Annotated in this window: 25 protein-coding genes; 21 read left to right on the forward strand and 4 right to left on the reverse strand. The window is 36.2% G+C overall.

Translation table 11 applies throughout. The features are described from left to right. Positions 1 to 126 precede the first annotated feature (126 nt). Together tsaE and porX are read right to left on the reverse strand one after the other, a co-directional pair. Positions 127 to 534 carry a tRNA (adenosine(37)-N6)-threonylcarbamoyltransferase complex ATPase subunit type 1 TsaE gene (tsaE, locus tag ACZ1GR_RS00835; protein ID WP_472610380.1) on the reverse strand — a complete coding sequence of 136 codons (408 nt, stop codon included), beginning with the start codon at positions 532 to 534 and terminating at the stop codon, positions 127 to 129. Positions 535 to 540: 6 nt separating this feature from the next. Next, positions 541 to 2,085, reverse strand: a complete 1,545-nt coding sequence (gene porX, locus ACZ1GR_RS00840) for a T9SS response regulator signal transducer PorX (RefSeq protein WP_472610381.1) — start codon at positions 2,083 to 2,085, stop codon at positions 541 to 543. 125 nt (positions 2,086 to 2,210) lie between these two features. Here porX and ACZ1GR_RS00845 point away from each other — a divergent pair, with 125 nt between their 5' ends. From ACZ1GR_RS00845 to hisIE, 20 genes are all read left to right on the forward strand, one after another. Then, entirely contained in the window at positions 2,211 to 3,437 is a 1,227-nt protein-coding gene (locus ACZ1GR_RS00845) for an HD domain-containing protein (RefSeq protein WP_472610382.1), read from the forward strand. A 168-nt stretch (positions 3,438 to 3,605) separates the two neighbouring features. Further along, on the forward strand, positions 3,606 to 4,637 hold the full coding sequence (lpxD, locus tag ACZ1GR_RS00850; RefSeq protein ID WP_472610383.1) for a UDP-3-O-(3-hydroxymyristoyl)glucosamine N-acyltransferase: 1,032 nt from the start codon (positions 3,606 to 3,608) through the stop codon (positions 4,635 to 4,637). After that, positions 4,633 to 6,030, forward strand: a complete 1,398-nt coding sequence (locus ACZ1GR_RS00855) for a bifunctional UDP-3-O-[3-hydroxymyristoyl] N-acetylglucosamine deacetylase/3-hydroxyacyl-ACP dehydratase (protein ID WP_472611840.1) — start codon at positions 4,633 to 4,635, stop codon at positions 6,028 to 6,030. Before lpxD ends, ACZ1GR_RS00855 begins: the two co-directional genes overlap by 5 nt. Before the next feature lies 1 nt (position 6,031). Then, positions 6,032 to 6,817 carry an acyl-ACP--UDP-N-acetylglucosamine O-acyltransferase gene (gene lpxA / locus ACZ1GR_RS00860; RefSeq protein ID WP_377765108.1) on the forward strand — a complete coding sequence of 262 codons (786 nt, stop codon included), beginning with the start codon at positions 6,032 to 6,034 and terminating at the stop codon, positions 6,815 to 6,817. A 2-nt stretch (positions 6,818 to 6,819) separates the two neighbouring features. Further along, positions 6,820 to 7,386 carry an elongation factor P gene (efp, locus tag ACZ1GR_RS00865; protein WP_377765106.1) on the forward strand — a complete coding sequence of 189 codons (567 nt, stop codon included), beginning with the start codon at positions 6,820 to 6,822 and terminating at the stop codon, positions 7,384 to 7,386. A gap of 6 nt (positions 7,387 to 7,392) precedes the next feature. Continuing rightward, a complete protein-coding gene (locus ACZ1GR_RS00870) occupies positions 7,393 to 8,328 on the forward strand; it encodes a UDP-3-O-(3-hydroxymyristoyl)glucosamine N-acyltransferase (protein ID WP_472610384.1) in 936 nt (311 codons plus the stop codon). Positions 8,329 to 8,393: 65 nt separating this feature from the next. Further along, the gene (gene sucD, locus ACZ1GR_RS00875) at positions 8,394 to 9,266 is read left to right on the forward strand and encodes a succinate--CoA ligase subunit alpha (protein ID WP_377765103.1); all 873 of its coding nucleotides are present in this window, start codon (positions 8,394 to 8,396) and stop codon (positions 9,264 to 9,266) included. 93 nt (positions 9,267 to 9,359) lie between these two features. Beyond that, positions 9,360 to 12,320: a M16 family metallopeptidase gene (locus tag ACZ1GR_RS00880; protein WP_472610385.1), complete on the forward strand. Its 2,961-nt coding sequence runs from the start codon at positions 9,360 to 9,362 to the stop codon at positions 12,318 to 12,320. 84 nt (positions 12,321 to 12,404) lie between these two features. Then, a complete protein-coding gene (gene fabG, locus ACZ1GR_RS00885; RefSeq protein ID WP_472610386.1) occupies positions 12,405 to 13,151 on the forward strand; it encodes a 3-oxoacyl-[acyl-carrier-protein] reductase in 747 nt (248 codons plus the stop codon). A gap of 27 nt (positions 13,152 to 13,178) precedes the next feature. Beyond that, a complete protein-coding gene (locus ACZ1GR_RS00890) occupies positions 13,179 to 15,209 on the forward strand; it encodes a VWA domain-containing protein (protein ID WP_472610387.1) in 2,031 nt (676 codons plus the stop codon). A gap of 12 nt (positions 15,210 to 15,221) precedes the next feature. Then, positions 15,222 to 16,037, forward strand: coding sequence for a prohibitin family protein (locus ACZ1GR_RS00895; RefSeq protein ID WP_472610388.1), 816 nt, complete (start codon positions 15,222 to 15,224; stop codon positions 16,035 to 16,037). A gap of 198 nt (positions 16,038 to 16,235) precedes the next feature. Further along, a complete protein-coding gene (gene hisG / locus ACZ1GR_RS00900) occupies positions 16,236 to 17,093 on the forward strand; it encodes an ATP phosphoribosyltransferase (RefSeq protein ID WP_472610389.1) in 858 nt (285 codons plus the stop codon). Then, positions 17,093 to 18,379 carry a histidinol dehydrogenase gene (gene hisD / locus ACZ1GR_RS00905; protein WP_472610390.1) on the forward strand — a complete coding sequence of 429 codons (1,287 nt, stop codon included), beginning with the start codon at positions 17,093 to 17,095 and terminating at the stop codon, positions 18,377 to 18,379. Before hisG ends, hisD begins: the two co-directional genes overlap by 1 nt. Before the next feature lies 1 nt (position 18,380). Next, on the forward strand, positions 18,381 to 19,427 hold the full coding sequence (hisC, locus tag ACZ1GR_RS00910) for a histidinol-phosphate transaminase (RefSeq protein WP_472610391.1): 1,047 nt from the start codon (positions 18,381 to 18,383) through the stop codon (positions 19,425 to 19,427). Beyond that, a complete protein-coding gene (hisB, locus tag ACZ1GR_RS00915; RefSeq protein WP_472610392.1) occupies positions 19,424 to 20,563 on the forward strand; it encodes a bifunctional histidinol-phosphatase/imidazoleglycerol-phosphate dehydratase HisB in 1,140 nt (379 codons plus the stop codon). Before hisC ends, hisB begins: the two co-directional genes overlap by 4 nt. Further along, entirely contained in the window at positions 20,560 to 21,138 is a 579-nt protein-coding gene (gene hisH / locus ACZ1GR_RS00920; RefSeq protein WP_472610393.1) for an imidazole glycerol phosphate synthase subunit HisH, read from the forward strand. Before hisB ends, hisH begins: the two co-directional genes overlap by 4 nt. A 3-nt stretch (positions 21,139 to 21,141) precedes the next feature. Beyond that, a complete protein-coding gene (gene hisA, locus ACZ1GR_RS00925) occupies positions 21,142 to 21,870 on the forward strand; it encodes a 1-(5-phosphoribosyl)-5-[(5-phosphoribosylamino)methylideneamino]imidazole-4-carboxamide isomerase (protein WP_472610394.1) in 729 nt (242 codons plus the stop codon). Beyond that, a complete protein-coding gene (locus tag ACZ1GR_RS00930) occupies positions 21,863 to 22,381 on the forward strand; it encodes a DinB family protein (RefSeq protein WP_472610395.1) in 519 nt (172 codons plus the stop codon). The genes hisA and ACZ1GR_RS00930 overlap by 8 nt, the downstream gene beginning before the upstream one ends. Further along, positions 22,381 to 23,136 (forward strand): imidazole glycerol phosphate synthase subunit HisF, encoded by a 756-nt coding sequence (gene hisF / locus ACZ1GR_RS00935; RefSeq protein WP_472610396.1) that lies wholly within the window; start codon positions 22,381 to 22,383, stop codon positions 23,134 to 23,136. The genes ACZ1GR_RS00930 and hisF overlap by 1 nt, the downstream gene beginning before the upstream one ends. Positions 23,137 to 23,220: 84 nt before the next feature. Then, complete coding sequence (gene hisIE / locus ACZ1GR_RS00940) at positions 23,221 to 23,817, forward strand: bifunctional phosphoribosyl-AMP cyclohydrolase/phosphoribosyl-ATP diphosphatase HisIE (RefSeq protein WP_472610397.1); 597 nt, start codon at positions 23,221 to 23,223, stop codon at positions 23,815 to 23,817. Positions 23,818 to 23,850: 33 nt separating this feature from the next. On the opposite strand, the gene ACZ1GR_RS00945 is transcribed toward hisIE, so the two are convergent. Continuing rightward, entirely contained in the window at positions 23,851 to 24,573 is a 723-nt protein-coding gene (locus ACZ1GR_RS00945; protein ID WP_472610398.1) for a LytR/AlgR family response regulator transcription factor, read from the reverse strand. Between the two features lie 5 nt (positions 24,574 to 24,578). Beyond that, the gene (locus tag ACZ1GR_RS00950) at positions 24,579 to 25,679 is read right to left on the reverse strand and encodes a sensor histidine kinase (protein WP_472610399.1); all 1,101 of its coding nucleotides are present in this window, start codon (positions 25,677 to 25,679) and stop codon (positions 24,579 to 24,581) included. 251 nt (positions 25,680 to 25,930) lie between these two features. On the opposite strand from ACZ1GR_RS00950, the gene ACZ1GR_RS00955 reads away from it, so the two are divergent. Continuing rightward, complete coding sequence (locus ACZ1GR_RS00955) at positions 25,931 to 26,428, forward strand: Cif family virulence factor (RefSeq protein WP_472610400.1); 498 nt, start codon at positions 25,931 to 25,933, stop codon at positions 26,426 to 26,428. The last annotated feature ends 1 nt before the right edge of the window (position 26,429 follow it).

Here is a 26,429-nt window from a genome sequence, read left to right on the forward strand (position 1 = left end):
CAACGATAAAATATGCATTTTACCGATAAAAATAGTCTTTTAACAGATTTACCTAATTTTTGGGCAGATGAATCGTTCTCGTGGTTTTAAAGTAAAAAAACTTCAATTAACAATACGTTAAGAAATTTAATATTCGATTAGGCGGGTCTTTTCATCGATTAGGTGTAGGTGAATTTTTGTACTATCCTCTGGGAGTAGTCCGGCTATCTTTTCTGGCCACTCAATAAAAATATAAGCATCAGAATTAAAATAGTCTTCAATACCCATATCTAAGGCTTCTTCTTCATTCTCTATGCGATAGAAGTCAAAATGGTAAGCTACAAGTTCTCCATTTGCATTGTGGTATTCATTTACCAAACCAAAGGTTGGGCTGTTACCCGAATCTACAACCCCCAATTCTTTAATGATTGTTTTAATAAGTGTGGTTTTACCAACACCCATTGGGCCATAGAGACAGATAATGTTTTGATCAAATTTGGAAAGTAGTTCTTTGGAAACTTTGCTAAGTTCCTCAATAGTAAATCGTAACTCCATTTAGAATTATTTTGCCTCCAAAACTACAAAAGGAATAATCATTTCCTCTAAACTTACGCCTCCGTGCTGATAGGTGTTTCTATAATAACTTACATAATGGTTGTAGTTGTTGGGGTAGGCAAAGAACAAATCGTTCTTGGCAAAAATGTAAGAGCTACTCACATTTATATTAGGTAGGTAGATTTTTTTAGGGTCCGTTGCCGCCAAAACGTCTTTATCTTCATAAGTTAAGCTACGCCCAGTTTTATAGCGTAGGTTTAAACTGGTTTCCCGGTCACCGATGACTTTAGAAGGATGCTTAACATTTATAGTGCCATGGTCCGTGGTAATGATCAGCTTTTGTCCTAAACTTTGCGCTTGTTGGATAATATCTAAAAGCGGAGAGTTTTTAAACCAGCTTACCGTCAAAGAGCGATAGGCCTTATCATTACTTGCCAACTCTTTAATCACTTCCATCTCAGTTTTGGAGTGGGATAGCATATCCACAAAATTGTACACCAAAACGGTCAAATCATTATCTTTCTGTGCTTTATAATTATGGGCCAGCTGCTTCCCTTGCTTAAGGTTGCTTATTTTGTGGTATTCCCATTTCAGGTCCAGCCCCAATCGTTTTAATTGCGCTCCTAAAAATTCTTTTTCATAAAGATTTTTTCCGCCTTCATCGGTATCGTTCTTCCACCAATTTGGGTGCTTCTTTTCCATATCTAAAGGGGTAAGCCCAGAGAATATGGCGTTTCGGGCATACTGTGTGGCAGTAGGTAAAATACTGAAATAGGGTACTTCTTTTTTCTTTTTATAAAATGTAGAGAGGGTTTCTTCAAAAGCCAACCACTGATCGTATCGTAGATTATCAACTACCACCAATAGCGTTTTCTCATCTTTCAATTCGGGTTTGATAAGCTTTCTAAAAAGGGTGTGAGACATTATGGGGCCATCCTCATCTTCAAACCAATCGGTGTAGCGTTTGTCTATAAACTTGCTGAACTGCGAGTTTGCTTCAACCTTTTGCGATTCTAGAATTTCGAACATGCTAGAATCTTCTATTTCTTCCAACTGTAACTCCCAAAAAATCAATTTTTTATATAACTCGGCCCATTCTTCATAACTGTTGACCATAGAAAGGTCCATCGCAATTTTCCGAAATTCTTGTTGGTAATTGGCCGTGGTGCGTTCAGATACCAGTCTAGAATTGTCAAGGCTTTTCTTTAGACTCAATAATATCTGATTTGGGTTTACGGGTTTGATCAAATAGTCGGCAATTTTACTGCCGATAGCCTCATCCATAAGGTATTCTTCTTCACTTTTGGTAATCATTACCACAGGTAGTGAGACATCCATTTGTTTGATTTCCGTAAGCGTTTCCAACCCAGAAATTCCGGGCATGTTTTCATCAAGAAAAACAATATCAAAAGTTGTTTTTTCGATTTCTTCAATGGCTTCTTGCCCACTTTGGCATGTGGTGACTAGGTAATTTTTCTTTTCAAGAAATATAATATGTGGTTTTAGTAGGTCTATCTCGTCATCGACCCACAGAATGGAAATCTTCTTCATATCAGTGAAACTCGTTTTTAAAAGTAAGCTTTTAGAAATGATAGTTGAACCGACCCTGAACTTTACTATAGGGTCTCACTAGTAATGCATAAATTTGAAAAACAAATGTTCAAAAATCATTAAACTTGGCACAGACCAATAAGCTTAAAATATTTAACGATCCAATCTACGGTTTTATTGGCACTCCCAGTGAACTTATTTTCAACTTGATTGCGCATCCTTTTTTTCAACGACTTCGTAGAATTTCGCAAATGGGCTTGTCTTTTATGGTCTACCCGGGTGCCCATCATACGCGTTTTCATCATGCATTAGGTAGCATGCACCTTATGCGCCAGGCGATTCGAGTGCTACGTTTTAAAAAAGTGGAAATTACCGAAGAAGAAGAAACTGGTTTGTTGGCAGCAATTTTATTGCATGATATAGGTCATGGTCCTTTTTCCCATGCGCTTGAGCATACTTTGGTTTTAGATACGGATCATGAAGCGATCTCCTTATATTTTATGAAATCTTTGAACAATGAGTTCAATGGCGCTTTAAGTACCGCGATTTCTATTTTTAAAGGAGAACATCCCAAGAAATTCTTAAACCAATTGGTTTCCAGTCAATTGGATATGGACCGTTTGGATTATTTAAAAAGAGATAGCTTCTATACTGGGGTAGCAGAAGGAAATATCAGTTCTGATCGGTTGATAACCATGCTTAATGTCTATGATAATGAACTTGTAGTTGAAGAAAAGGGCATCTATTCGGTCGAAAAATTTTTAATGGCCCGTAGATTTATGTATTGGCAGGTCTATTTACATAAGACCAGTTTAGTAGCCGAGCAATTGGTAATAAAAGTTATCAAAAGAGCGAGACAACTTATTTTAGAAGGGCAGGAAGTAGCCGCTTCTAAGGCCTTGTTATTTTTTTTAGAGCAAAATACTTCTCTTGATTTTGATAATGAGGCATTAAAAATATTCGCTTTGCTTGACGATGTTGATGTTTTAGCTGCCTTAAAATCTTGGCAGTCGCATCCAGATTTTGTGCTATCTAAATTAGCCTCAATGTTGTTAAACAGGAATCTGTTACACATAAAAATCAAAAACAAGCCTATTGAAGATTATAGAATTTCTACAAAAAAGGAGTGGGTGATGGCCAATTATAAGGTCAAGGAAGAAGAATTGTCTTATTTCGTTTTTTCAGGAGTAATTAGTAATAGGGCTTATAACGAGAAGTATCAGAATATCAACATTCTAAGAAAAAATGGTAAGCTTACAGATGTGGCCAAAGCATCTGACCATCTCAATTTAAAGGCATTGTCAAATACGGTTACGAAGTACTATGTTTGCTATCCGAAGGAAAGCGTTTGACAAATTTTCTTACTTTTGCCAAAATGAAACGATACTCAAAAAGTAAAACCAGAACATTTCGTTAATTCTGGATTTATTTTAAATGAGAGAACGCGTGAAGCAAGTAGTTACACACGTCCTTAAATTTTATGAGAATTTTGTTTTTACAAAGTATAAAATTTTAAACGTTTGAAATTTACTGCCACCCAAATTGCCGGAATTTTAGAAGGAGAAGTTGAAGGTAATCCAGAGACCGCCGTTCATAAACTTTCTAAAATTGAGGAGGGAGAATCAGGTTCTCTGACCTTTTTGGCGAATCCAAAATATACCCCCTATATCTATTCCACAAAGGCTTCAATAACCATTGTAAATAGAGACTTTATACCTGAGCAGGCTCTTTTTACAACGTTGATAAAGGTTGAAGATGCCTACAAGTCTTTTTCAAAACTCTTAGAGTATTACAATCAAGTAAAGAATAATAAGGTAGGCATTGAAAGTCCGTCTTTTGTTTCTGAAAGTGCGAGTTACGGTAAAGGATTTTATTTAGGGGCCTTTTCATATCTAGGTGAGAATGTTAAGATTGGTGATGATGTAAAAGTCTATCCAAATGTATACATTGGTGATAATGTAACCATAGGTGATAATGTTCAACTTTTTGCCGGTTCAAAAGTATATTCAGAATCTATTATTGGTAATGGTTGTGTAATTCATAGTGGTGCCATAATTGGCGCTGATGGTTTTGGATTTACCCCAAATGAAAAAGGGGAATACAGTAAAGTGCCGCAAACTGGCAACGTAATTTTAGAAGATAATGTTGATGTTGGTGCTGGTACTACTATAGACCGCGCAACTTTAGGCTCAACGATTCTCAGAAAAGGTGTAAAACTTGACAATCAAATACAGATTGCACATAATGTAGAAATTGGAGAACACACGGCTATAGCAGCTCAAACAGGAGTGGCCGGTTCAACTAAGATTGGAAAACACTGCCTTATTGGCGGTCAAGTGGGAATTGTTGGCCATATAACAATAGGGGATAGGGTTCGAATTCAGGCCCAATCCGGAATTGGAAGAAATGTAAAAGATGATGAAGTATTGCAAGGTTCACCTGCTTTGAATTATGGGGATTATAATAAGTCCTACGTGCATTTTAAGAACCTTCCAAAACTGGTTAATCAAATACATAATTTAGAAAAGAAAATTGACAATAAAAACGATTGATGTGAAGCAACGTACAATTGCCAAAGAAGTTATATTAAAAGGTGTTGGGCTACATACGGGTGAAAACGTCACCATGAAGTTTGTTCCTGCGCAAGAAAATCACGGTTATGCCTTTAAGCGTGTTGATTTAGAAGGGGAGCCTATAATTGAAGCGGACGCGAACTATGTAATCAATACCCAGCGCGGAACCAATTTGGAAAAGAATGGCGTAAAAATACAGACTTCAGAGCATGTTCTCGCGGCGCTGGTAGGTCTTGATGTGGACAATGTGCTGATTGAGCTTGATGCGCCTGAACCCCCGATTATGGATGGTTCTTCCAAATTTTTTGTGGAAGCTATCGAAGAGGCTGGAATCGTTGATCAAGAACAAGAGCGCGATGAGTACATTGTAAAAGATGTAATCTCCTATAAAGATGAAGCAACGGGTAGCGAAATTACTATCATTCCATCCGAAGAATATCAGGTGACCACAATGGTTGATTTTGGGACTAAAGTGTTAGGTACCCAAAATGCAACTTTAGAGAAAATGTCGGATTTTAAGGATGAAATATCCAATGCTAGGACCTTTAGTTTTTTACATGAACTTGAAATGTTGTTAGAACACGGACTTATAAAAGGTGGTGATTTAAACAATGCTATTGTTTATGTGGATAAAGAAATTTCTGAGTCCACCATGAAAAAGCTAGAAAAGGCTTTCAATAAAAAGAAGCTTTCCGTTAAGCCCAATGGAATTTTAGACAACCTTACCTTACATCAACCCAATGAGGCCGCTCGTCATAAACTATTGGATGTAATAGGAGATTTGGCATTGACCGGAACCCGTATTCGCGGTAAGGTAATAGCCAATAAACCTGGGCATTATGTAAACACGCAGTTTGCAAAAAAACTGGCCAAGATCATTAAGATAGAAAGAAGAAATAAGGTCCCCAGTTATGATTTGAATCAGACACCCTTAATGGATGTCAATCAAATTATGGATATGCTTCCACATCGCCCTCCATTTTTACTCGTAGATAAAATATTGGAGTTGTCCGATACCCACGTGGTAGGTGTAAAGAATGTGACAATGAACGAACCATTCTTTGTAGGTCATTTTCCTGGAGCTCCTGTAATGCCGGGTGTATTACAAGTCGAAGCTATGGCGCAAACGGGAGGTATTTTAGTGCTGAGTACAGTACCCGACCCAGAAAATTATCTTACCTTCTTCATGAAAATTGATAATGTAAAATTTAAGCAGCAAGTAGTACCTGGCGATACCTTGATTTTTAAATGCGACCTGATTTCCCCAATTAGAAGGGGTATCTGCCATATGCAGGCATATGCATATGCAAATGGAAAATTGGTATCAGAAGCCGAGCTTATGGCCCAAATAGTTAAAACAAAAGGCGAATAATATGAATCAGCCACTTGCTTATGTGCATCCTGGGGCAAAAATTGCAAAGAATGTAGTGATAGAGCCCTTTACTACCATTCATAATAATGTCACTATTGGCGAAGGAACCTGGATCGGTTCAAATGTGACCATCATGGAAGGTGCTAGAATTGGTAAGAATTGCAATATTTTTCCAGGAGCCGTAATTTCCGCACCGCCACAGGATCTTAAATATCAAGGAGAAGAAACAACAGTAGAAATTGGCAATAATACTACAATTCGAGAGTGTGCTACAATAAATAAAGGTACCGCAGACCGCATGAAAACCGTAATTGGCAAGAACTGTTTGATTATGGCGTATTGCCATGTCGCTCATGATTGCTTTGTTGGTGATGGTTGCATTTTCAGTAACGATTCTACATTGGCCGGGCATGTAACCATTGGTCAGAACGTAGTTTTGGCAGGTATGGTTGCTGTGCATCAGTTTGTATCGATAGGTAAGCATGCTTTTGTCACAGGAGGTTCTTTGGTTAGAAAAGATGTTCCTCCCTTTGTTAAGGCCGCACGTGAACCGCTCTCGTATGTTGGTATAAACTCAGTTGGATTACGAAGAAGAGGATTTGAATCAGACAAGATTAGGGAAATTCAGAATATTTATAGAATACTCTATCAAAAAAATTACAATAATTCCCAAGCGGCTGAAATTATCGAGGCCGAAATGGAAGCGACTCCAGAACGGGACGAAATACTACAATTTATAAGAGATTCTCAACGTGGAATCATGAAAGGATATTTTAGCACAAATTAATTATGGCAAGTACATCAGATATTAGAAAAGGGTTGTGTATCAAATACAATCATGATATTTTTAAAATTATTGAGTTTTTACATGTGAAGCCTGGTAAAGGACCTGCTTTTGTACGAACAAAGCTCAAAAGTGTTACAACTGGAAAGGTTATTGACAACACCTTTTCCGCAGGGCATAAAATCGACGATGTTCGCGTTGAAACGCGATCTTACCAATATTTGTATCCAGAGGGTGATACCTATCATTTCATGAATACAGATGATTATAATCAAATAACGCTTCAAAGAGAAACTTTAGATGCACCTGATTTATTGAAAGAAGGGGAAGTGGTCAAGGTTTTGTTCAATACCGAAGACAGCATGCCACTTTCTGTAGAAATGCCTGCAAGTGTTATTTTAGAGGTAACCCAATCAGAACCTGGTGTAAAAGGTAATACAGCTACAAATGCTACCAAACCAGCTGTAGTAGAAACAGGAGCACGAATTAATGTACCACTTTTCATCAACGAAGGTGATAAAATTAAGATTGACACCGAAAAAGGAGCTTATTTAGAGCGGGTAAAAGAATAAATCTGAATGAAGTTTCCAAAACCGTATACCTTAGAAGAAATTGCAAGTTTAATAGATACTGAGTTTATTGGGGCTTCAGATTTTGAGGTTTTAGGGATGAATGAGATTCATGTGGTCGAACCAGGCGACATTGTTTTTGTTGACCACCCCAAATACTACGACAAAGCCCTAAATTCGCCTGCTACGATTGTTTTAATAAATAAGGTGGTTGATTGTCCGAAAGGGAAAGCCCTTTTAATTTCTGATGATCCGTTTAGGGATTTCAATAAACTTACTAAACATTTTAAGCCATTTGTAGCCTCTAATGCATCAATTTCCGAGACGGCAACAATTGGTGAGAATACTGTAATTCAACCAAATTCTTTCGTTGGAAACAATGTAAAAATTGGCAATAATTGTCTCATACATTCCAATGTGGCTATTTATGATGACTGTATTATTGGTGACAATGTAACCATTCATGCTGGAACTATTTTAGGGGCTGATGCTTTTTACTACAAAAAGCGGCCAGAAGGTTTTGATAAATTGGTATCCGGAGGTAAGGTTGTCGTAGAAAACAATGTAGATATTGGTTCTAGTTGTACTATAGACAGGGGAGTCACAGGTGATACAACAATAGGTGAAGGCAGTAAACTTGACAATCAAATACAAATCGGGCACGATACGGTGATAGGCAAAAAATGCCTAATCGCTTCACATACCGGTATTGCTGGTTGTGTTGTAGTAGAAGATGAAGTTACCTTGTGGGGTCAAGTAGGGGTTATAAGCGGAATTACCATTGGTAAAGGTGCCGTAGTTTATGCACAATCTGGTGTTGCTAACTCACTTGAAGGTGGCAAAACCTATTTTGGGAGCCCTGCGGTAGAGGCAAGAGCCAAAATGAAAGAACTGGCCACCATTAAAAATATGCCGTCGATTCTTAAAAAATTAGAAAATAAATAGCTGATGATTACTTTTCATTTGCTTTTCAAACCACTATTTTTGTCAACGTTAACAAAGAAAAAACTATGAGTGTTTTAGTAAATAAGGATTCAAAAATAATCGTACAAGGTTTTACAGGCAGCGAAGGTACTTTTCATGCTGAACAAATGATAGAGTATGGTACCAATATCGTTGGTGGTGTAACGCCAGGCAAAGGTGGTCAAACACATTTAGATAAACCTGTATTCAATACGGTAGAAGAGGCTGTGCAAAAAGTTGGAGCAGATACTTCTATTATTTTTGTTCCTCCGGCATTCGCCGCTGATGCAATAATGGAAGCTGCTAATGCGGGAATTAAGGTTATCATCACCATCACAGAAGGTATTCCTGTAGCTGATATGGTGAAAGCAAATAACTATATAAAAAATATGGATTGTACTTTGGTAGGTCCTAACTGTCCTGGTGTTATTACTCCTGGTGAGGCTAAAGTAGGTATCATGCCAGGTTTTGTTTTCAAAAAAGGAAATATCGGTATCGTTTCAAAATCGGGTACATTAACGTATGAAGCTGCCGATCAAGTAGTGCGTCAGGGATTAGGAATTACTACGGCTATAGGTATTGGTGGAGACCCAATAATAGGTACAACGACCAAAGAAGCTGTTGAAATGCTAATCAATGATCCCGAAACGGACTGTGTTGTTATGATTGGTGAAATTGGAGGTCAATTAGAGGCCGATGCCGCACATTGGTATAAAGAGAGTGGCAGTAAAAAACCCGTTGTTGGTTTTATTGCAGGTGAAACAGCTCCCGCGGGCCGTACTATGGGTCATGCCGGTGCTATAGTCGGAGGCAGTGATGATACGGCTCAGGCCAAGAAAAAAATTATGTCAGAATGCGGTATTCACGTTGTCGATTCGCCCGCTGAAATAGGTAAAAAAGTTAAAGAAGTGGTAATGTAGTTGTAGTATTCGCTAAGTCTACATATTTTGTTACAGTGAACCATTAGTTGTTTTCAATTGATGGTTTTTTTATGACTGATCAAAAAACGGAAAATGAAAAAAACATTCTTATTTACTACATTATTACTGTTAGTGTTAGCAGGTTGCAAAAAACCGACTGCAGAAGACACATTTGAAGTAACTACAAATACAGATGAAAATGGCTTTACCTATGAATCTGTTTCAAATGACCCAACGGGCTTACGACTTTATACTTTAGAAAATGGTTTAAAGGTTTATTTAAGTCAAAATAAAGCGGAGCCAAAAATTCAAACCTTTATTCCCGTTAGGGCAGGGTCTGTTTATGATCCGGCTGACAACACAGGTCTTGCGCATTATTTGGAGCACATGGTCTTTAAAGGTACCGATGAGATAGGTACCCAAGATTGGGAATCAGAAAAGGTGTTATTAGATTCTATATCCAATTTGTATGAAATGCATAAAGCAGAGAGTGATTCTGATAAAAAGAAAGCTATATACAAACAAATCGATGAAGTTTCTAATGCAGCCTCAAAACTATCGATTGCCAATGAATATGATAAAATGGTAAGTTCTCTTGGGGCAGAAGGCACTAATGCCTGGACATGGCATGAAGAGACCGTGTATGTGAATAAAATTCCAAGTAATGGCCTAGACAAATGGTTACATGTTGAAAGTGAACGTTTTAGTCAATTAGTTTTAAGAATATTCCATACCGAGCTAGAAGCGGTATATGAGGAATTTAATAGAGGTCAAGACAGCGATTTTAGAAGAGCTGCTTATGCGATGAATGACGCATTGTTTCCAAAGCACCCCTATGGTCAGCAAACAACTATTGGTGTTTCAGAGCATCTAAAAAATCCTTCAATGGTGGCCATTCATGACTATTTCAACAAGTATTATGTACCTAACAATATGGCTATTATTTTAGTGGGTGATATTGATTTTGACGATACTATAAAAAAGGTAAATGACACTTTTGGCAAGTTTGAATATAAAGAAGTCAACCACCCAGAGCGCCCAACGGAAGACCCACTGCAAGGTGTAGTTGAACGCGAAGTTTTTGGTCCTGAGAATGAAAGAGTAAATATTGCTTTTAGAGGGAAAGCAATGGGAAGCGAGGATGAAATAAAAGTAAATCTTATTGATATGATCCTCAATAATTCTACGGCAGGTCTTATCGATTTAAACTTGAATAAAAAACAATTAGTTCAGGGCGCGGGCTCGTACACACAGTTTTTGAACGACTATGGGATGCATATTTTTTATGGCAATCCAAAATCTGGCCAGACCTTAGAAGAAGTCAAAGACCTAATCTTGGGTCAAATAGATGAAATTAAAAAAGGAAACTTTGAAGAATGGCTTATTGATGCGGTGATAAATGATTTAAAGCTAAGTCAAATGCGTAATTACGAAAATGCATCTAATGTTGCCTATGATTATGTTAATGCCTTTGTTCACTTTCAAGATTGGAAAGATAGAATTAGCATGTTTGATAAGATGAAAAAAGTTTCTAAGCAAGAGCTTGTTGATTTCGCAAATTCATATTACGCCGATAATTACGTTGCAGTTTATAAAAGACAAGGGGAGGTGAAAGATTTGGTTAAAGTTGAAAACCCTGGTATTACCCCTATTGAATTAAATAGGGATAAAAAATCAGCCTTTGTTGCCAATTTTGAAAAAATGGAAACTCCTGAGCTCAAGCCTAGTTTTATAAACTATCAAGAAGCTATTGAAACCGTTGATTTAGATGGTGGGCAAGAGCTTGCCTATGTTCCTAATAAGCTTAACGATTTGATGGAGATGAACATCATATTTGATATGGGCAGTGATCATGATAAAAAATTAAGCTTAGCCGTTAACTACCTAAAATATTTGGGTACAGATACCATGACTCCAGATGAAGTTAGCCAAGAGTTCTATAAGCTTGGGGTTGATTACGGTGTCACTGCCAGAAATGACCAGACTATACTTTATTTGAGAGGGCTTAGAGAAAATTTAGACAAGGGTTTATCTTTACTTGAAGGCCTGTGGGACAATGCTAAGTCTAATCAAGAAACATATGATAAATATGTCTTATCAATAGCAAAATCTCGTGAGGACACAAAGGCGGATAAGGGTCAAATACTTTGGAATGGATTGTATAGTTATGGCGTTTATGGAGAAAATTCTCGTCTGAGAGATATTTTTACTATCGCCGAGTTAAAATCAATGAATCCTGAAGAGCTTGTTAATATTGTAAAAGACTTAAAGAATTATAAACATCGCTTTTTCTATTACGGTAAAGATTTGGCGCAGGCAAAATCTGCAATAGCCAATAATCATAAAGTAGGCGAAATAAAACCATATCCAAAAATAAAAGAATATGTCCATAAAGAGACAGGTGACAACGTCTATTTCGTGAATTACGATATGGTACAGGCCGAGTTATTATTTTTATCCAAAGGAGATACTTTTGACCCCAAGCATATGGCTGTCTCACGTTTGTTTAATACGTATTTTGGCAGTGGTCTTTCTTCAATTGTTTTTCAAGAGTTGAGAGAATCAAAATCTTTGGCTTATTCTGCGTTTGCCAGTTATAGTAATGCGTCAAAAGCAGGTGACCCTAATTATACTTACGCCTATATTGGCACACAGGCCAATAAATTGAATCAAGCGGTTGAATCAATGTTGGAATTAATGAACAATATGCCAGAAGCAGAAGATAATTTTAATTCGGCTAAAGAAGCTACATTGAAGAAATTGGCTGCAGAAAGAACGGACAAAGCAAATATCTTTTGGAGTTATGAAAGAATGAAGAAAAGAGGAATTACCAAGAATAATAAGGAAGAGATATATAACAGTATTAAAAATATGACACTTGCAGATTTGTCTACCTTTTTTAATGAAAATATCAAGAATGGAACTTACGATGTAATGGTTGTAGGCAATAAAAATGATGTAGATGTCAAAGCATTGGCCAAATTGGGTGAGGTACAAGAATTGGATGTAGATTATTTATTCAACTATGAAACTCCAATGCCCATTAAAGATTAATTTGTAATATCGTTTAAAATAAATAGAACCCTGCTTTTCGCAGGGTTCTTATATTTTTATATTTGTTATCTAATAGCTTAGTATATGAAACTCTTACAAGACAAAAATGTTATTATTACTGGTGCGAGCCGAGGAATTGGGATGGGAATTGCAAAAGTCTTTGCAGAACATGGAGCCAATGTTGCCTTTACCTACAGTTCAAGTGAAGCCCCAGCTTTAGCCTTGGAAAAAGAGCTTTCCGGTGCTGGGGTTAAAGCCAAGGCATATAAAAGTAACGCGGCAAGTTTTGAAGATTCAGAGAAGCTAGTTGCTGATGTTTTGGAAGATTTTGGCGGAATAGATGTACTGATCAATAATGCAGGAATTACAAAAGATAATTTACTGATGCGGATGGGTGAAGACGATTTTGATGCCGTAATCGAAATCAACTTAAAATCTGTATTTAACATGACTAAGGCTGTACAACGTACCCTTTTAAAACAGCGTAAAGGTTCTATTATAAATATGAGTAGTGTGGTTGGGGTAAAGGGCAACGCTGGCCAGACCAACTATGCCGCTTCTAAAGCCGGTATGATCGGTTTCACGAAATCAGTGGCCTTAGAACTTGGCTCAAGAAATATTCGTTGCAATGCCATCGCTCCAGGGTTTATCGAAACGGAGATGACCGATAAGCTAGATGAAAAAACAGTTCAAGGTTGGCGCGATGCTATTCCACTTAAACGAGGCGGTTCTCCAGAAGACGTGGCCAATGCCTGCCTATTTTTAGCTTCTGATTTGTCGGCATACGTGACAGGCCAAGTTCTAAATGTAGATGGCGGTATGCTTACCTAAGGTACTTTTCAAATTTAAGATTGAATAATGAAGACTGTTACGGTATTATTGATTTTACTTGCCGCGATAGCCTCGTTATGTCTGGTATTATTTCAATATTTCTACCGAGACAAAAAGGGAAAACTTCAAATTGTACTTGGCTTATTGCGCTTTGTGGTTGTATTCTCTGGTTTTCTATTGCTAATTAACCCTAAATTCATAAAAGAGGAGTACAGTATTGAAAAAGCAAACCTAATAGTTGTTGCAGATAACTCTTCTTCAATAAAAACTCTTGAAGGCACTGAGCTTATTTTTAATAGTATTACCGAATTAAAGGCGAATGATGCTCCGTTGAACAATTTCAATAGTAGTTCTTACTTATTAGGGAATCGGACCATTGAAGGCGACTCTCTGACTTTTGAAGATAAAACAACTAACATTTCAGAAACTTTAAACAGTTTAAATGAGATTTATGGAGACGCTAGCAGTGCTCTAGTGTTATTGACAGATGGTAATCAGACTTTAGGTTTAGACTATGAGTTTCTTCAATTGGATGAGGGAATTCATGTTTTTCCTATTGTCGTAGGTGATACAACCAACTATGAAGATTTGAAGGTGGATCGTGTGAATGCCAATAAATACGCTTTCCTAAAAAATAAATTCCCAATTGAAACAAGTATTTCATATTCAGGTAGTCGTTCGGTAAGTTCCAATGCTAAAATTTATCTAAATGGACAACTAGTTTTTAAACAGCCACTTAATTTTAATAAGAACAAGACTAGTGCTAGAATAGAGACCTTATTAGAGGCCAACAGTGTTGGTGTGAAAAATTTAAATATACGGGTAGATGCATTGGAGAATGAAAAAAACACCATCAATAATAGCAAAGAAATTGCATTGGAAGTTATCGATGAAAAAACCAAAATTGCCTTGGTAAGTTCTATTTTACATCCAGATATCGGGGCATTAAAAAAAGCTATTGAAGCCAATGAACAACGCGAAGTAAAAGTTATAAAACCTAATAGCAGTATCGATTTACTCGAGAATAATGATGTGTTTGTACTATATCAACCAAATTCAAGTTTTAAGCCCGTATATGATTTTATTGAAAAGCGTGGGGCGGGTTTATTTACCATTACAGGTAGTAAAACCGATTGGAATTTTTTAAACAAAATTCAAACTAGTTTTTCAAAAGATAGTTATAATCAAAAAGAAGAAATACTTCCTGTAAAAAATGCTGCATTCTCCATTTTTGATATTTCTGAATTGGCATTTGATACGTATCCACCTTTAGACAGTGAATTGGGCGACTTAATTATTACAAAGCCTTACGAAGCCATAGCCAATCAACGTATTAAGGGAGTTGATTTGAATTCCCCATTATTATTAGTGACCAGCGAAGATCAGGCTAGGGAAGCGGTTCTTTTCGGAGAGAATATTTGGAAATGGCGTGTACAGACCTATAGAGATGATAGGAGTTTTAAAACCTTTGACGATTTTATGGGGAAGTTAATATTTTACTTGTCCGATGTAAAACAAAAAAGCAGATTGTCTATCAGCTATGAAAATCTGTATGATGGTAGTACCAATGCAAAGATATCTGCCTCTTATTTCGACAACTCCTATACTTTTGACCCTAACGCCAGTCTCAATTTGAAACTGACCCAAAAAGATTCCGGTTTTTCTAGGGAGTTTCCAATGTTGCTCAATGGCAATAAGTATGAGGTAAGTTTAGATGGTCTAACATCGGGCAATTATCAATTCTCTGTTTCCGTCGCCGAAGAAAATTTATCAAAATCCGGACAGTTTACAATTCTTGATTTTAATCTAGAAGATCAATTTTTAGCCGCTGATTATCAAAAACTTGATCGCTTAGCTGAACGAACCGGTGGTCGATTGTATTTCCCTGATCAAATTGGTTCGCTTATAGAAGATTTAGCTAGAGACAATAGATTTAAACCTGTCCAAAAAAGCAATCGAAATGTAGTATCTTTAATCGATTTTCGCTACTTGTTGGCACTAATGGTATTGGCCTTAGCAGCGGAATGGATGATAAGAAAGTATAACGGATTATTATAAAAACAAGAACACATGGATAGATTACCAAAAATTGCCTTACCCGCGGTTTTCATTATTATTTTATTAATTATTCTAATTTCTAAATCGGCGGTCACCATAGGCTCTGGTGAAGCTGGAGTACTATACAAAACTTTTGGCGGTGGTGTAGTTACTGACAAACCACCTTTAGGAGAAGGATTTCACATTGTAGCACCTTGGAACAAGGTGTATGTTTACGAAGTAAGACAACAAGAGTTATTTGAGAAAATGAAGGTGCTTTCTTCAAACGGATTAGAAATTCAAATTGATGCCTCAGCCTGGTATCAACCGGTTGATAAGGAGTTAGGGTTTTTACATCAAAATTTAGGAGAAAATTATTTGGATCGAGTAATTAAGCCTGCGATACGAAGTGCTGCACGAAGCGTTGTGGGGCGTTACACTCCAGAACAATTGTATTCAAGTAAGCGAGATGCCATACAAGATGAGATTTTTGCCGAAACAAAGAAAATTTTAGATAAGCAAAATGTTCAGCTGAATGAGGTTTTAGTTAGAGATGTGACCTTACCGAATACAATAAAAGAGGCTATTGAACGTAAATTAAGGCAAGAACAAGAATCTTTAGAATATGAGTTCCGCTTGGTGACCGCAAAAAAAGAGGCAGAAAAAGTTACGATTGAGGCCCAAGGTAAAGCTGATGCTAACCGTATCTTAAGTGCTTCATTAACCGATAAAATTCTTCAAGACAAAGGTATAGATGCTACTTTAGAACTTTCAAAATCACCAAATTCAAAAGTGGTCATTGTAGGGTCTGGAGATTCTGGTTTACCGCTAATTTTAGGAAATAACTAAAATTTGCTTTTTTGTCTTAAAATTAAGTTTTAATTTTACCGCATAATGAAGACAAGCAATATACATCATCATATCGTATTACACGCTCAGGCGAGGTAACGATATTTTGTGTATTTCAAAATAGTAAAAACCCGTTTGAGCAATCAAACGGGTTTTATTTTTTGACCTTTTTGGTTGTTCGGATATTAAAATTTAGAAATGACTAAGATTAGAATTGCTATTCAAAAAAGTGGAAGGCTTAATGAAGATTCCCTTAAAATTTTAAAGGAAGCCGGCATTTCCATTGATAACGGTAAAGATCAATTAAAAGCTACGGCCCGTAATTTCCCATTAGAAGTATTTTATTTAAGAAATGGTGATATACCTCAATATTTGAGGGATGGGGTAGTAGACATAGCTATTATTGGAGAAAATGTCTTAATTGAAAAGGGAGAAGGTATTACCATTTCTGAACGTTTAAAATTTTCAAAATGCAAAGTCTCCTTGGCAATACCTAAAACGGTGGCTTACAATTCGGTCAATGATTTTGAAGGAAAGCGAATAGCCACTTCATACCCAAATACAGTTAAAAAATATCTTAAAGAGAAGGGAGTGAATGCTGACTTGCATATTATTAATGGTTCTGTTGAAATTGCTCCAAATATTGGTTTGGCCGATGGTATTTGTGATATAGTTTCTAGTGGAAGTACACTTTTCAAGAATAATCTAAAGGAAGTAGAGGTAATTCTAAAAAGCGAGGCTGTTCTTGCGGTATCGCCTAAAATAAACGAAGAACGAGAGTTATTTCTCAATAAATTACGTTTCCGATTACAGTCCGTTTTACGGGCAAGACAATCGAAATATGTATTACTTAATGCGCCTAATCCCAAACTTGATGAAATCTTGGCGTTATTACCCGGTATGCGTAGCCCAACGGTTCTGCCACTTGCCGAAGAAGGTTGGAGCTCAGTACATACAGTAATTGATAAAGATACTTTTTGGGAAGTCATAGACGAGTTAAAAGCGGCAGGTGCAGAGGGTATCTTGGTTTGTCCAATCGAAAAAATGGTATTGTAATGAATAAGATTTACAATCCAAATAGAAAAGAGTGGTCAACACTTTTAAAAAGGCCAACACAATCTTTTGAGGATATTGAGGGTATTGTTAGCAGTATTTTTAATGAGATAAATGAAAATGGCGATACGGCTGTCGAAAGATATACTCAAAAATTCGATGGTATAAAGTTGAAAGACATGTTGGTCGCTACTATGGAGTTCAGTAATGCCGAAGACCAGCTCGCTAAAGAACTCAAAGATGCCATAAATTTGGCCAAATCAAATATCGAAGTGTTTCATAAGGCGCAGGTGTCAGAGAGAATACAATTGGATACTATGCCGGGAGTGACCTGTTGGCAAGAAAAACGACCAATAGAAAAGGTTGGTTTATACATTCCAGGTGGCACAGCACCTTTATTTTCTACAATATTGATGCTCGCTATTCCTGCTAAAATTGCAGGATGTAAAGAAATAATTCTGTGTAGTCCTCCAGATAATAACGGCAATCTCAATCCTGCCATTTTATATGCTGCCAAATTATGTGGTGTAGATAAAGTTTTCAAGGTCGGTGGTATTCAGGCTATTGCGGCAATGACTTTTGGTACGAAGAGTATTCCTCAAGTGTATAAAATATTCGGACCTGGCAATCAATATGTGACGGTTGCCAAACAATGGGCTACCAGATACGGAGTCGCTATAGATATGCCTGCTGGGCCCAGTGAATTATTAGTGGTTGCAGATGATTCTGCCAATGCAGCTTTTGTTGCATCTGATTTATTGAGTCAAGCAGAACATGGGGTGGATAGTCAAGTAATCTTGGTTTCTACTTCAAAGGAGATGATTACAAATGTAGAGGATGAAGTTATCAAACAATTGAAAGCACTTCAACGAAAAGATATCGCTGAAAAAGCGATAGAAAATAGCAAATTGATTTATGTCGAAGACGATGAAACAGCTTTGCAACTTATTAATGCATATGGTCCAGAACATTATATCGTTTGTGTGGAAAATGAAGACTTCTATATTAAGAACACAATGAACGCCGGTTCTGTATTTATTGGTAATTACACCCCTGAAAGTGCTGGAGATTACGCTTCGGGAACTAATCACACCTTACCGACCAATGGCTATGCAAAGCAGTATAGTGGAGTCAATTTAGATAGTTTTTTAAAGAGCATGACCTTTCAAAAGATTACCAAACAAGGCATTCAAAATTTAGGTAAGACTATTGAACTAATGGCAGAAGCAGAAGGGCTACAAGCACATAAAAATGCAGTGACCTTAAGATTAGAAAGCTTAAAAGATTAAGATGGATTTTAAATTAGAGAGATTAATAAGAGAAAATATCAGAGGTTTAAAGCCTTACTCTTCTGCACGTGATGAGTTCGTTGCCTTGGGTGCGGATATGATTTTTTTAGATGCCAATGAGAATCCTAATGCTAACGGTGTTAATCGGTATCCCGACCCGCATCAAAGAAGTCTTAAAGTGGTATTGGCCAATCAAAAGGGCATAAAAGAATCGCAAATAGTACTAGGCAATGGAAGTGATGAAATTTTAGATTTATTGTTCAGGGCTTTATGCGAGCCAAGTAAAGACAATATAATTTCATTGCCGCCCACATATGGCATGTATAAAGTATTGTCAGATATAAATGTGATTGAGAATCGTGAAGTTTTGCTTAATGAAGATTTTCAACCTGATGTGAAAGCCATTTTATCTAAAGTTGATGCGCATACCAAATTGTTATTTTTATGCTCGCCGAACAATCCTACTGGTAATCTTATTCAATCAGAAAAAATAGAAACTATTCTTAATGAATTTCAAGGCTTGGTTGTCATTGATGAGGCATATGTAGATTTTGCCAATACTGAATCTTGGATTTGCAGATTAAATGAGTTTCCGAACTTAGTAGTTACCCAAACACTTTCAAAGGCCTATGGTATGGCGGCTATACGATTGGGCATGTGCTTTGCTTCTGAAGAAATCATAGCAATACTTAAGAAAATAAAACCTCCATACAATGTTAACGAATTAACACAAGAGCGTGCTTTAATCGGGATTGCCAATGAAAAAAAAGTATCAGATCAGATAAGCGCAATTTTGAATGAGAGGAACAAGTTTAAAGAGACTTTAAAAGAATTCAACCTTGTTCAAAAGGTATTTAAGAGTGATGCTAATTTTGTTTTAGTAAGAGTTGACGATGCCAAAATGCGCTACAGTCAATTGTTAGATAAAGGTATTGTAGTTAGAAACAGAAGTTCACAGCCAATGTGTGAAAACACCTTGCGTTTTACCATAGGGACGAGAGAAGAGAATAAAAAGCTATTGGAAGCACTTAAAGAACTGGATTTATGAGTAAAAAAGTATTATTTATAGATAGAGATGGAACCTTGGCTCTAGAACCGCCAATTGATTATCAATTGGATAGTTTTGAAAAACTAGAGTTTTACCCTAAAGTCTTTGGTTATTTAGGCAAAATCGCCAGAGAGATGGATTATGAATTGGTAATGGTTACCAATCAAGATGGCTTGGGTACGGCTTCATTTCCTGAAAACACTTTTTGGCCAGTTCACAATTTAATTATAAAGTCTTTTGAAAATGAGGGAGTGGTTTTTAATGAAGTACTTATCGATAAGACTTTTCCTCATGAGAATGCTGATACTAGAAAGCCAAAAATAGGATTACTATCACATTATTTGACAGCCTATTATGATATGGCAAATTCTTTTGTTATTGGGGATCGGTTAACAGATATGGAGCTTGCCAAAAATTTAGGCGCAAAAGGTATCTTTATTAACGATAAAGCACATTTAGGAACTGACGAATTAAGTATTTCTGAGACTGACCTTTCTGACTATATTGCTCTGGAAACCAATGATTGGGGCAAGATTTATGATTTTTTAAAACTTTCAACTCGCATCAGAAAAATCCACAGAAAAACGAAAGAAACTGATATCAAGATTGAACTCAATTTAGATGGAACAGGAGAAGGAACCATTAAAACTGGATTGGCATTTTTTGATCATATGTTAGATCAATTGGCAAGACACGGTCAAATGGATTTAAAAATTCATGTAGACGGTGATCTGGAGGTTGATGAGCATCATACCATAGAAGACACGGCAATAGCTCTGGGTGAAGTTTTTCATGATGCTTTGGGTGATAAACTGGGTATTGAAAGATATGGTTTTTGTTTGCCTATGGACGACTGCTTAGCTCAAGTAGCTATAGACTTTGGAGGTAGAAACTGGCTTGTTTGGGATGCTGAGTTTAAACGGGAAATGATGGGCGATATGCCAACAGAAATGTTCTTTCATTTTTTTAAATCATTTACCGATGGTGCTAAGGCAAATCTGAATATAAAAGCTGAAGGCACCAATGAACACCATAAAATAGAGGCAATATTCAAAGCCTTTGCCAAGGCGATAAAGGTCGCCGTAAAAAGGGATGTTGATAAAATGGTTTTACCATCTACAAAAGGAGTTTTATGAATTTAGTAATTATAGATTACGGTGCTGGTAACATTCAAAGTATCAAATTTGCCTTTCAACGACTTGGTGTTGATGCTGTTTTGACTAATAATTCAACGCTGATTAAAGAAGCCGATAAAGTTATTTTTCCAGGAGTTGGAGAAGCAAGTAGTGCTATGAAAAAGCTGAATGAAAGTGGGTTAAATAAATTGATTCCAAATTTAGAGCAACCGGTTTTAGGTATTTGCTTGGGTATGCAATTGATGTGTAATTCCTCTGAAGAAGGCACTACTAAAGGATTAGGAATTTTTGATGTAGATGTGATAAAGTTTAACTCTAATTTGAAAGTCCCACAAATTGGATGGAATAAAGTTGAGAAACTCAAATCAGCACTATTTGAAGAGTTGGACAATGATTTTATTTATCAGGTACACAGTTACTATGCTCCAATCACAAAAGCAACAATAGCTACTTGTAATTACGGGATTGATTACAGTGCTGCGTTACAAAATAAAAATTTTTATGGAACCCAATTTCACCCTGAAAAGTCTGGTGAATATGGGGCTAAAATTCTTCAGAATTTCTTGAATATTTAAGTTATGAGAATTATACCGGCCATTGACATTATAGAAGGTAAATGTGTTCGCCTATCGAAAGGAGACTACAACACCAAAAAAGTTTATAATGAAAACCCCGTAGAAGTAGCGAAGGAGTTTCAAGACCATGGAATCCAGTATTTACACTTAGTTGATTTGGATGGGGCGAAGGCCAAACACATTGTAAACTATAAGGTTCTAGAACAAATTGCGAGTAAAACCAATCTAAAAATTGATTTTGGAGGTGGTTTAAAATCTGATGATGATTTGCGTATTGCCTTTGACAGTGGTGCAGGGCAAATCACTGGCGGTAGTATTGCGGTGAAGGATAAAGAATTATTTACCGGATGGATAACTCAATATAGTTCTGATAGAATTATTTTAGGGGCAGATGCCCTTGACGAAAAAGTGGCTATTTCTGGCTGGCAAGAGGAATCTAAAGAAGAACTGCTCCCTTTCATTGATGACTATCAAAAGAAAGGAATACAGTATGTAATTTGCACCGATATTTCAAAAGATGGTATGTTAGAAGGTCCTTCTTTTAGCCTATATGAAAAGATTCTAAAAGAAATCCCAGATATCAAATTAATTGCCTCCGGTGGCATATCCACTTTTGAAGAACTGCCAAGACTAAAAGCTATTGGTTGTGAAGGCACTATAATAGGGAAAGCTATCTATGAAAATCGAATTAACTTAAAACAATTGGAAAATTTTATTCTGAGTTATGGATAAATTGGAGCAGTTTCAAATAGAATTCAAGGCTAATACTTGCTTTAGATTGGATGAAAGCATGCGAATGGTTAGAATAGCTTTAAAGAATATTTCGGAGGAAGAACTATGGAAAAAACCAAATAGTTCTCTAAATAGCATTGGGAACTTGATTTTACATTTATGTGGTAATTTAACTCAATACGGCATTACGTCTTTAGCAGAAACAAAAGATAATAGAAATAGGGAGCTTGAATTTTCAACTACAGAAGGGTTTAGCAAACAAGAATTACTTACCCAACTTTCTGAGACCGTGAATACCGTAAAATCAACCATATACAATATCGAAACAATAAGACTATTGGACAAGCAACATGTACAAGGCTTTGAATTCAGTGGTATTGGTAATATAATTCATACTGTCGAGCATTTTTCATACCATACAGGTCAAATAGCTTTTTGGGTAAAACAGCTTAACAATAAACAATTAGGTTTTTATGACGGTATGGATTTAAATATCAAAAACCAAGAGTGATGTTAACAAAAAGAATCATACCCTGTCTAGATATTAAAGATGGGCGTACCGTAAAAGGAGTCAACTTTGTGGACTTAAGAGATGCTGGTGACCCAATTGAACTGGCACAGCGTTATGCAGAAGAGGGAGCAGATGAATTGGTGTTTCTAGACATATCTGCAACGGAGCAAAAAAGAAAAACTTTGGCGGAATTGGTATATAAGGTAGCTGAGAAACTAAATATTCCCTTTACTGTTGGCGGAGGAATTTCTTCGGTAGAAGATGTGGATATATTACTAAAAAATGGTGCGGATAAGGTGTCTATAAATTCTTCGGCGGTTAAAAATCCAAACTTAATAAATGAATTGGTGGCCAAATTTGGTTCGCAATGCATTGTAGTTGCTATCGATGCCAAACAAATAGACGGCGACTGGAAAGTCCATTTAGTAGGGGGTAAAGTGCCCACAGAGCTAAATCTTTTTGCTTGGGCAAAAGAAGTGGCACAAAGGGGCGCAGGGGAAATATTATTTACTTCAATGGATAATGACGGTACTAAAGATGGATTTGCCAATAAAGCTCTAGCTCGCTTGTCTGAAGAATTGAATATTCCCATTATTGCTTCAGGGGGCGCAGGTAGTATTAAACATTTTGTGGATACTTTTATAGATGGAAAAGCAGACGCAGCTTTAGCAGCAAGTGTTTTTCACTTTAAAGAAATTAAAATTTTAGATTTAAAGAAAGAATTAAAAAAGGAAGGTATTCCAGTAAGAATATAACTGAGTGTCACATTGAGCCCAGTCGATATCTTTAGAAACACGAATGGTTTTCGACTACGCTCAGACTGACATAAGAAATAAATTATGAAAATAGATTTCACAAAAAATAGTGATGGGTTGGTGCCAGCAATAATACAAGACGCTCAAACAAGAAAAGTTTTAATGCTTGGCTATATGAACCAAGAGGCTTTTGATAAAACACAAGAAACTCAAAAAGTGACCTTTTATAGTCGCTCTAAAAAACGTTTATGGACCAAAGGGGAGGAGAGTGGAAATTTTTTGAACCTAGTCAATATCAAAAATGATTGTGATAATGACACCTTGTTAATTATGGTGAATCCTTCTGGCCCTACCTGTCATACTGGAACGGATACGTGTTGGGGAGAAAAAAATTCAGCCTCTTTTGGTTTTTTATCTGTTTTAGAAGAAACCATTGCGAATCGAAAAGCAAATAAGGATGACGAAAAAAGTTATGTCGCTTCACTCTTCAGAAAAGGGATCAATAAAATTGCCCAAAAAGTAGGCGAAGAAGCTGTAGAAACCGTTATTGAAGCTAAAGATAATAACGACGAACTTTTCTTAAATGAAAGTGCTGACTTGTTGTTTCATTATTTGATTTTACTTCAAGCCAAAGGATTTACACTTTATGATATTGTCAAGGTTTTGGAGTCCAGAAGCTGATAGACAGCTATGGAATAGTAACATTTAAAATCATTATTTTTTAAATATCGACCTTTTAAGTACTACTTCATGAACATTTTCTTTGTAGTTACGACTTAAAGGAATAGTTGCCAAAGTAAGCTTGATTCTTGTTTTTTCTAGTGTCATGATTTTATCAATGGCGACCACGAAGGATTTATGGACTTGTATGAACTTTGAAGTTGGTAGCATAACCCAAATATGCTTCAAAGGCATCAATGTCATATATTTTTGTTCCCTAGTGTGAAAAACAACATAGTTTTGCTGTGCTTGAATATATTCCAAATCTTCTATTTTAATCTTTTCGTAAACATAATCGCATTTAATAAAGAAATAAGTGTTATCAATTTGCTTATGTGAAGTTAAATCTCCTTTGGTGGTAAGTTGAAAATAGTCTTTTGCTTTTACGGCTGATTTGTGGAATCTACTAAAAGTAATAGGCTTAACCAAATAATCTAGCACATCCAATTCAAAGCTTTCTAAAGCATAGCTCGGATAGGCGGTTGTTAAAATTACCATGGGTCTATTAGCAGTGTTTTTTAGATAATCAAGCCCTGTCATTAATGGCATTTGAATATCTAAGAAAATAAGATCTATAGTTTGTTTTTCCGATATCTTATGAATTTCTGTAGGGTTCGCTCCTTCACCGATAAAGTTCAAAAAATCAACTTTTTGAAGATAGGCTTTAATACCCTCGCGGGCTAAAGGTTCATCATCGATTACAACACAATTTATCATTTCGATTAGACTATTTTAATATGCTCTTGCGTTCCTTCTTTCATTGATATTTCCAATGAAATAACAAACTCTTTATTAGATTTTAAAACCTCAAGTTTATGATGATTTGGATACAACAGCTCTAATCTACGTTTTACATTCGCAAGTCCAATTCCTGAAGATTCTGCCGTATTAGAAATACTAAGCCCTGGTTTGCTATTGGAAACATTTAAGACTAATCTGTTATCCCTAATCTTTAATTCAATGCTAATCCAATTTCGTGAATCGGTAGAATGTGATACATGTTTAAAGGCGTTTTCAACGAATGGCATTAATAAGAAAGGTGCTATTCTATATCCATTTGTGTTTGAATTATCAATGGTTACCTGCAAATCAAGATGCGATAAATCTAATCGCAAGGTTTCCAATTCAATATAATTTTTGAGGTAATTCACTTCTTGGGTCAAATCGATTTCAGGTTCATTGCATTGATACAATTGGTAACGCAATAATTCAGAAAATTTGGCCAATGATTCGGATGCCATATCTTGATTTTTATGAATCAAAACGAAGATGGAATTAATAGTATTGAACAAGAAGTGTGGATTATATTGAGATCGTAAAAATTTCAACTCGGTTGTCAAATTTTCTTTTTCAGCGGCATTACGTCTCTTTTCTGAAGAAATCCAGTTTTTGGTTAATTTGATACTCATTGCCAAAGTCATACTGGCTAGAGTAGAAGGTAGCGCGTTGGTTTTAAAAAGTTGGAAAAATTCTGTAGGAGCTATTTTAAAAAGTTCTTCAAATGGTAAACCGACTACAGCTGAATTTACAAAATACCCACCAATGATACCGGCAGAAGTTAATAATACGGTAAGCAATAAAGCCGGTATATAGATCCAATAGTTCCCCTTTTGTAAAAATTTTGGAATTAAATAATAGAGATTAAAATATACTCCAAAGGCCTGCATTAGCACATAAAAAAGAAACTTTATCGAGTAATTAGAAAATAGAATATTTTGGGCCGCTTCAATAATACTACCACTGGTTAAAGACCACCAGAAATAATGATATAAAAACCAGAATATTAAATGGTACAATTTGTATTTGACTATATATGATACCATTGGCTTTACCATAGTGTATTTCGTTACAATTAAAAATACTCAAAATAGTGTCATTAATGATTTCCATAACAACTTGAATTGACAGCAGGTATGAAATAAATGATGAAATACGATCTTCAAATTTAATACTGCAAATAGGTACTTCGTAGACTGGTAATATCTTCTCGTCAATAATTTATGGTCAATTGACAATATCATTTTAAAAACGTTTTTTCTTCTGTTTTCTTTGATGCAAACTAATGCTAGTTATTATGAAAATGAATTCTACGATTATCACGGTCCAAACTATTTTATTCGGTTTGAGTCTTTTCTTCTGCCATTCCCAAGATAAAATACCAAATGATGAAGTGCTAAAACAAATTGAAGTTAATGGGCTAGCCGTTCGAGAGGCCTTTAAAAAAGGGGATATAGAAACTATAAAGCTGTACCATCATCCAGATGTTGTAAAGGCACTGGGATATAACAACCTTAGAATTGGCCGTGAAGCTGTTTTAGATGGACTTAGGGAAACCATGGCAAACTTCGATTTAGAGTTTATAGGTGAGCGTGATGAAGAGCTATTTCTACAAAAAGGAGATTTGGTGATAAAACAAATGCTTTTTGGACTCAGACTTATTCCTAAAAACGGTGATAAATCATTCATTTTCCGTGGTAGAACTTTGGTGATTTTACAACGGTATGATGAAAGTCCTTCGGGTTGGGCTACCATTCATGAAATCATTCAACCTTATGAAAAACCTTTTAACTAAT

Source organism: Croceitalea sp. W27 (assembly GCF_055693185.1).

Excerpts from the sequence above, each read along its gene's own strand:
- tsaE (WP_472610380.1), bottom strand. The coding sequence starts at position 534 with ATGGAGTTACGATTTACTATTGAGGAACTTAGCAAAGTTTCCAAAGAA.
- porX (WP_472610381.1), bottom strand. The coding sequence starts at position 2,085 with ATGAAGAAGATTTCCATTCTGTGGGTCGATGACGAGATAGACCTACTA.
- lpxA (WP_377765108.1), top strand. The coding sequence starts at position 6,032 with ATGAATCAGCCACTTGCTTATGTGCATCCTGGGGCAAAAATTGCAAAG.
- efp (WP_377765106.1), top strand. The coding sequence starts at position 6,820 with ATGGCAAGTACATCAGATATTAGAAAAGGGTTGTGTATCAAATACAAT.
- ACZ1GR_RS00870 (WP_472610384.1), top strand. The coding sequence starts at position 7,393 with ATGAAGTTTCCAAAACCGTATACCTTAGAAGAAATTGCAAGTTTAATA.
- sucD (WP_377765103.1), top strand. The coding sequence starts at position 8,394 with ATGAGTGTTTTAGTAAATAAGGATTCAAAAATAATCGTACAAGGTTTT.
- ACZ1GR_RS00880 (WP_472610385.1), top strand. The coding sequence starts at position 9,360 with ATGAAAAAAACATTCTTATTTACTACATTATTACTGTTAGTGTTAGCA.
- fabG (WP_472610386.1), top strand. The coding sequence starts at position 12,405 with ATGAAACTCTTACAAGACAAAAATGTTATTATTACTGGTGCGAGCCGA.
- ACZ1GR_RS00890 (WP_472610387.1), top strand. The coding sequence starts at position 13,179 with ATGAAGACTGTTACGGTATTATTGATTTTACTTGCCGCGATAGCCTCG.
- ACZ1GR_RS00895 (WP_472610388.1), top strand. The coding sequence starts at position 15,222 with ATGGATAGATTACCAAAAATTGCCTTACCCGCGGTTTTCATTATTATT.
- hisG (WP_472610389.1), top strand. The coding sequence starts at position 16,236 with ATGACTAAGATTAGAATTGCTATTCAAAAAAGTGGAAGGCTTAATGAA.
- hisD (WP_472610390.1), top strand. The coding sequence starts at position 17,093 with ATGAATAAGATTTACAATCCAAATAGAAAAGAGTGGTCAACACTTTTA.
- hisC (WP_472610391.1), top strand. The coding sequence starts at position 18,381 with ATGGATTTTAAATTAGAGAGATTAATAAGAGAAAATATCAGAGGTTTA.
- hisB (WP_472610392.1), top strand. The coding sequence starts at position 19,424 with ATGAGTAAAAAAGTATTATTTATAGATAGAGATGGAACCTTGGCTCTA.
- hisH (WP_472610393.1), top strand. The coding sequence starts at position 20,560 with ATGAATTTAGTAATTATAGATTACGGTGCTGGTAACATTCAAAGTATC.
- hisA (WP_472610394.1), top strand. The coding sequence starts at position 21,142 with ATGAGAATTATACCGGCCATTGACATTATAGAAGGTAAATGTGTTCGC.
- ACZ1GR_RS00930 (WP_472610395.1), top strand. The coding sequence starts at position 21,863 with ATGGATAAATTGGAGCAGTTTCAAATAGAATTCAAGGCTAATACTTGC.
- hisF (WP_472610396.1), top strand. The coding sequence starts at position 22,381 with ATGTTAACAAAAAGAATCATACCCTGTCTAGATATTAAAGATGGGCGT.
- hisIE (WP_472610397.1), top strand. The coding sequence starts at position 23,221 with ATGAAAATAGATTTCACAAAAAATAGTGATGGGTTGGTGCCAGCAATA.
- ACZ1GR_RS00945 (WP_472610398.1), bottom strand. The coding sequence starts at position 24,573 with ATGATAAATTGTGTTGTAATCGATGATGAACCTTTAGCCCGCGAGGGT.
- ACZ1GR_RS00950 (WP_472610399.1), bottom strand. The coding sequence starts at position 25,679 with ATGGTATCATATATAGTCAAATACAAATTGTACCATTTAATATTCTGG.
- ACZ1GR_RS00955 (WP_472610400.1), top strand. The coding sequence starts at position 25,931 with ATGAAAATGAATTCTACGATTATCACGGTCCAAACTATTTTATTCGGT.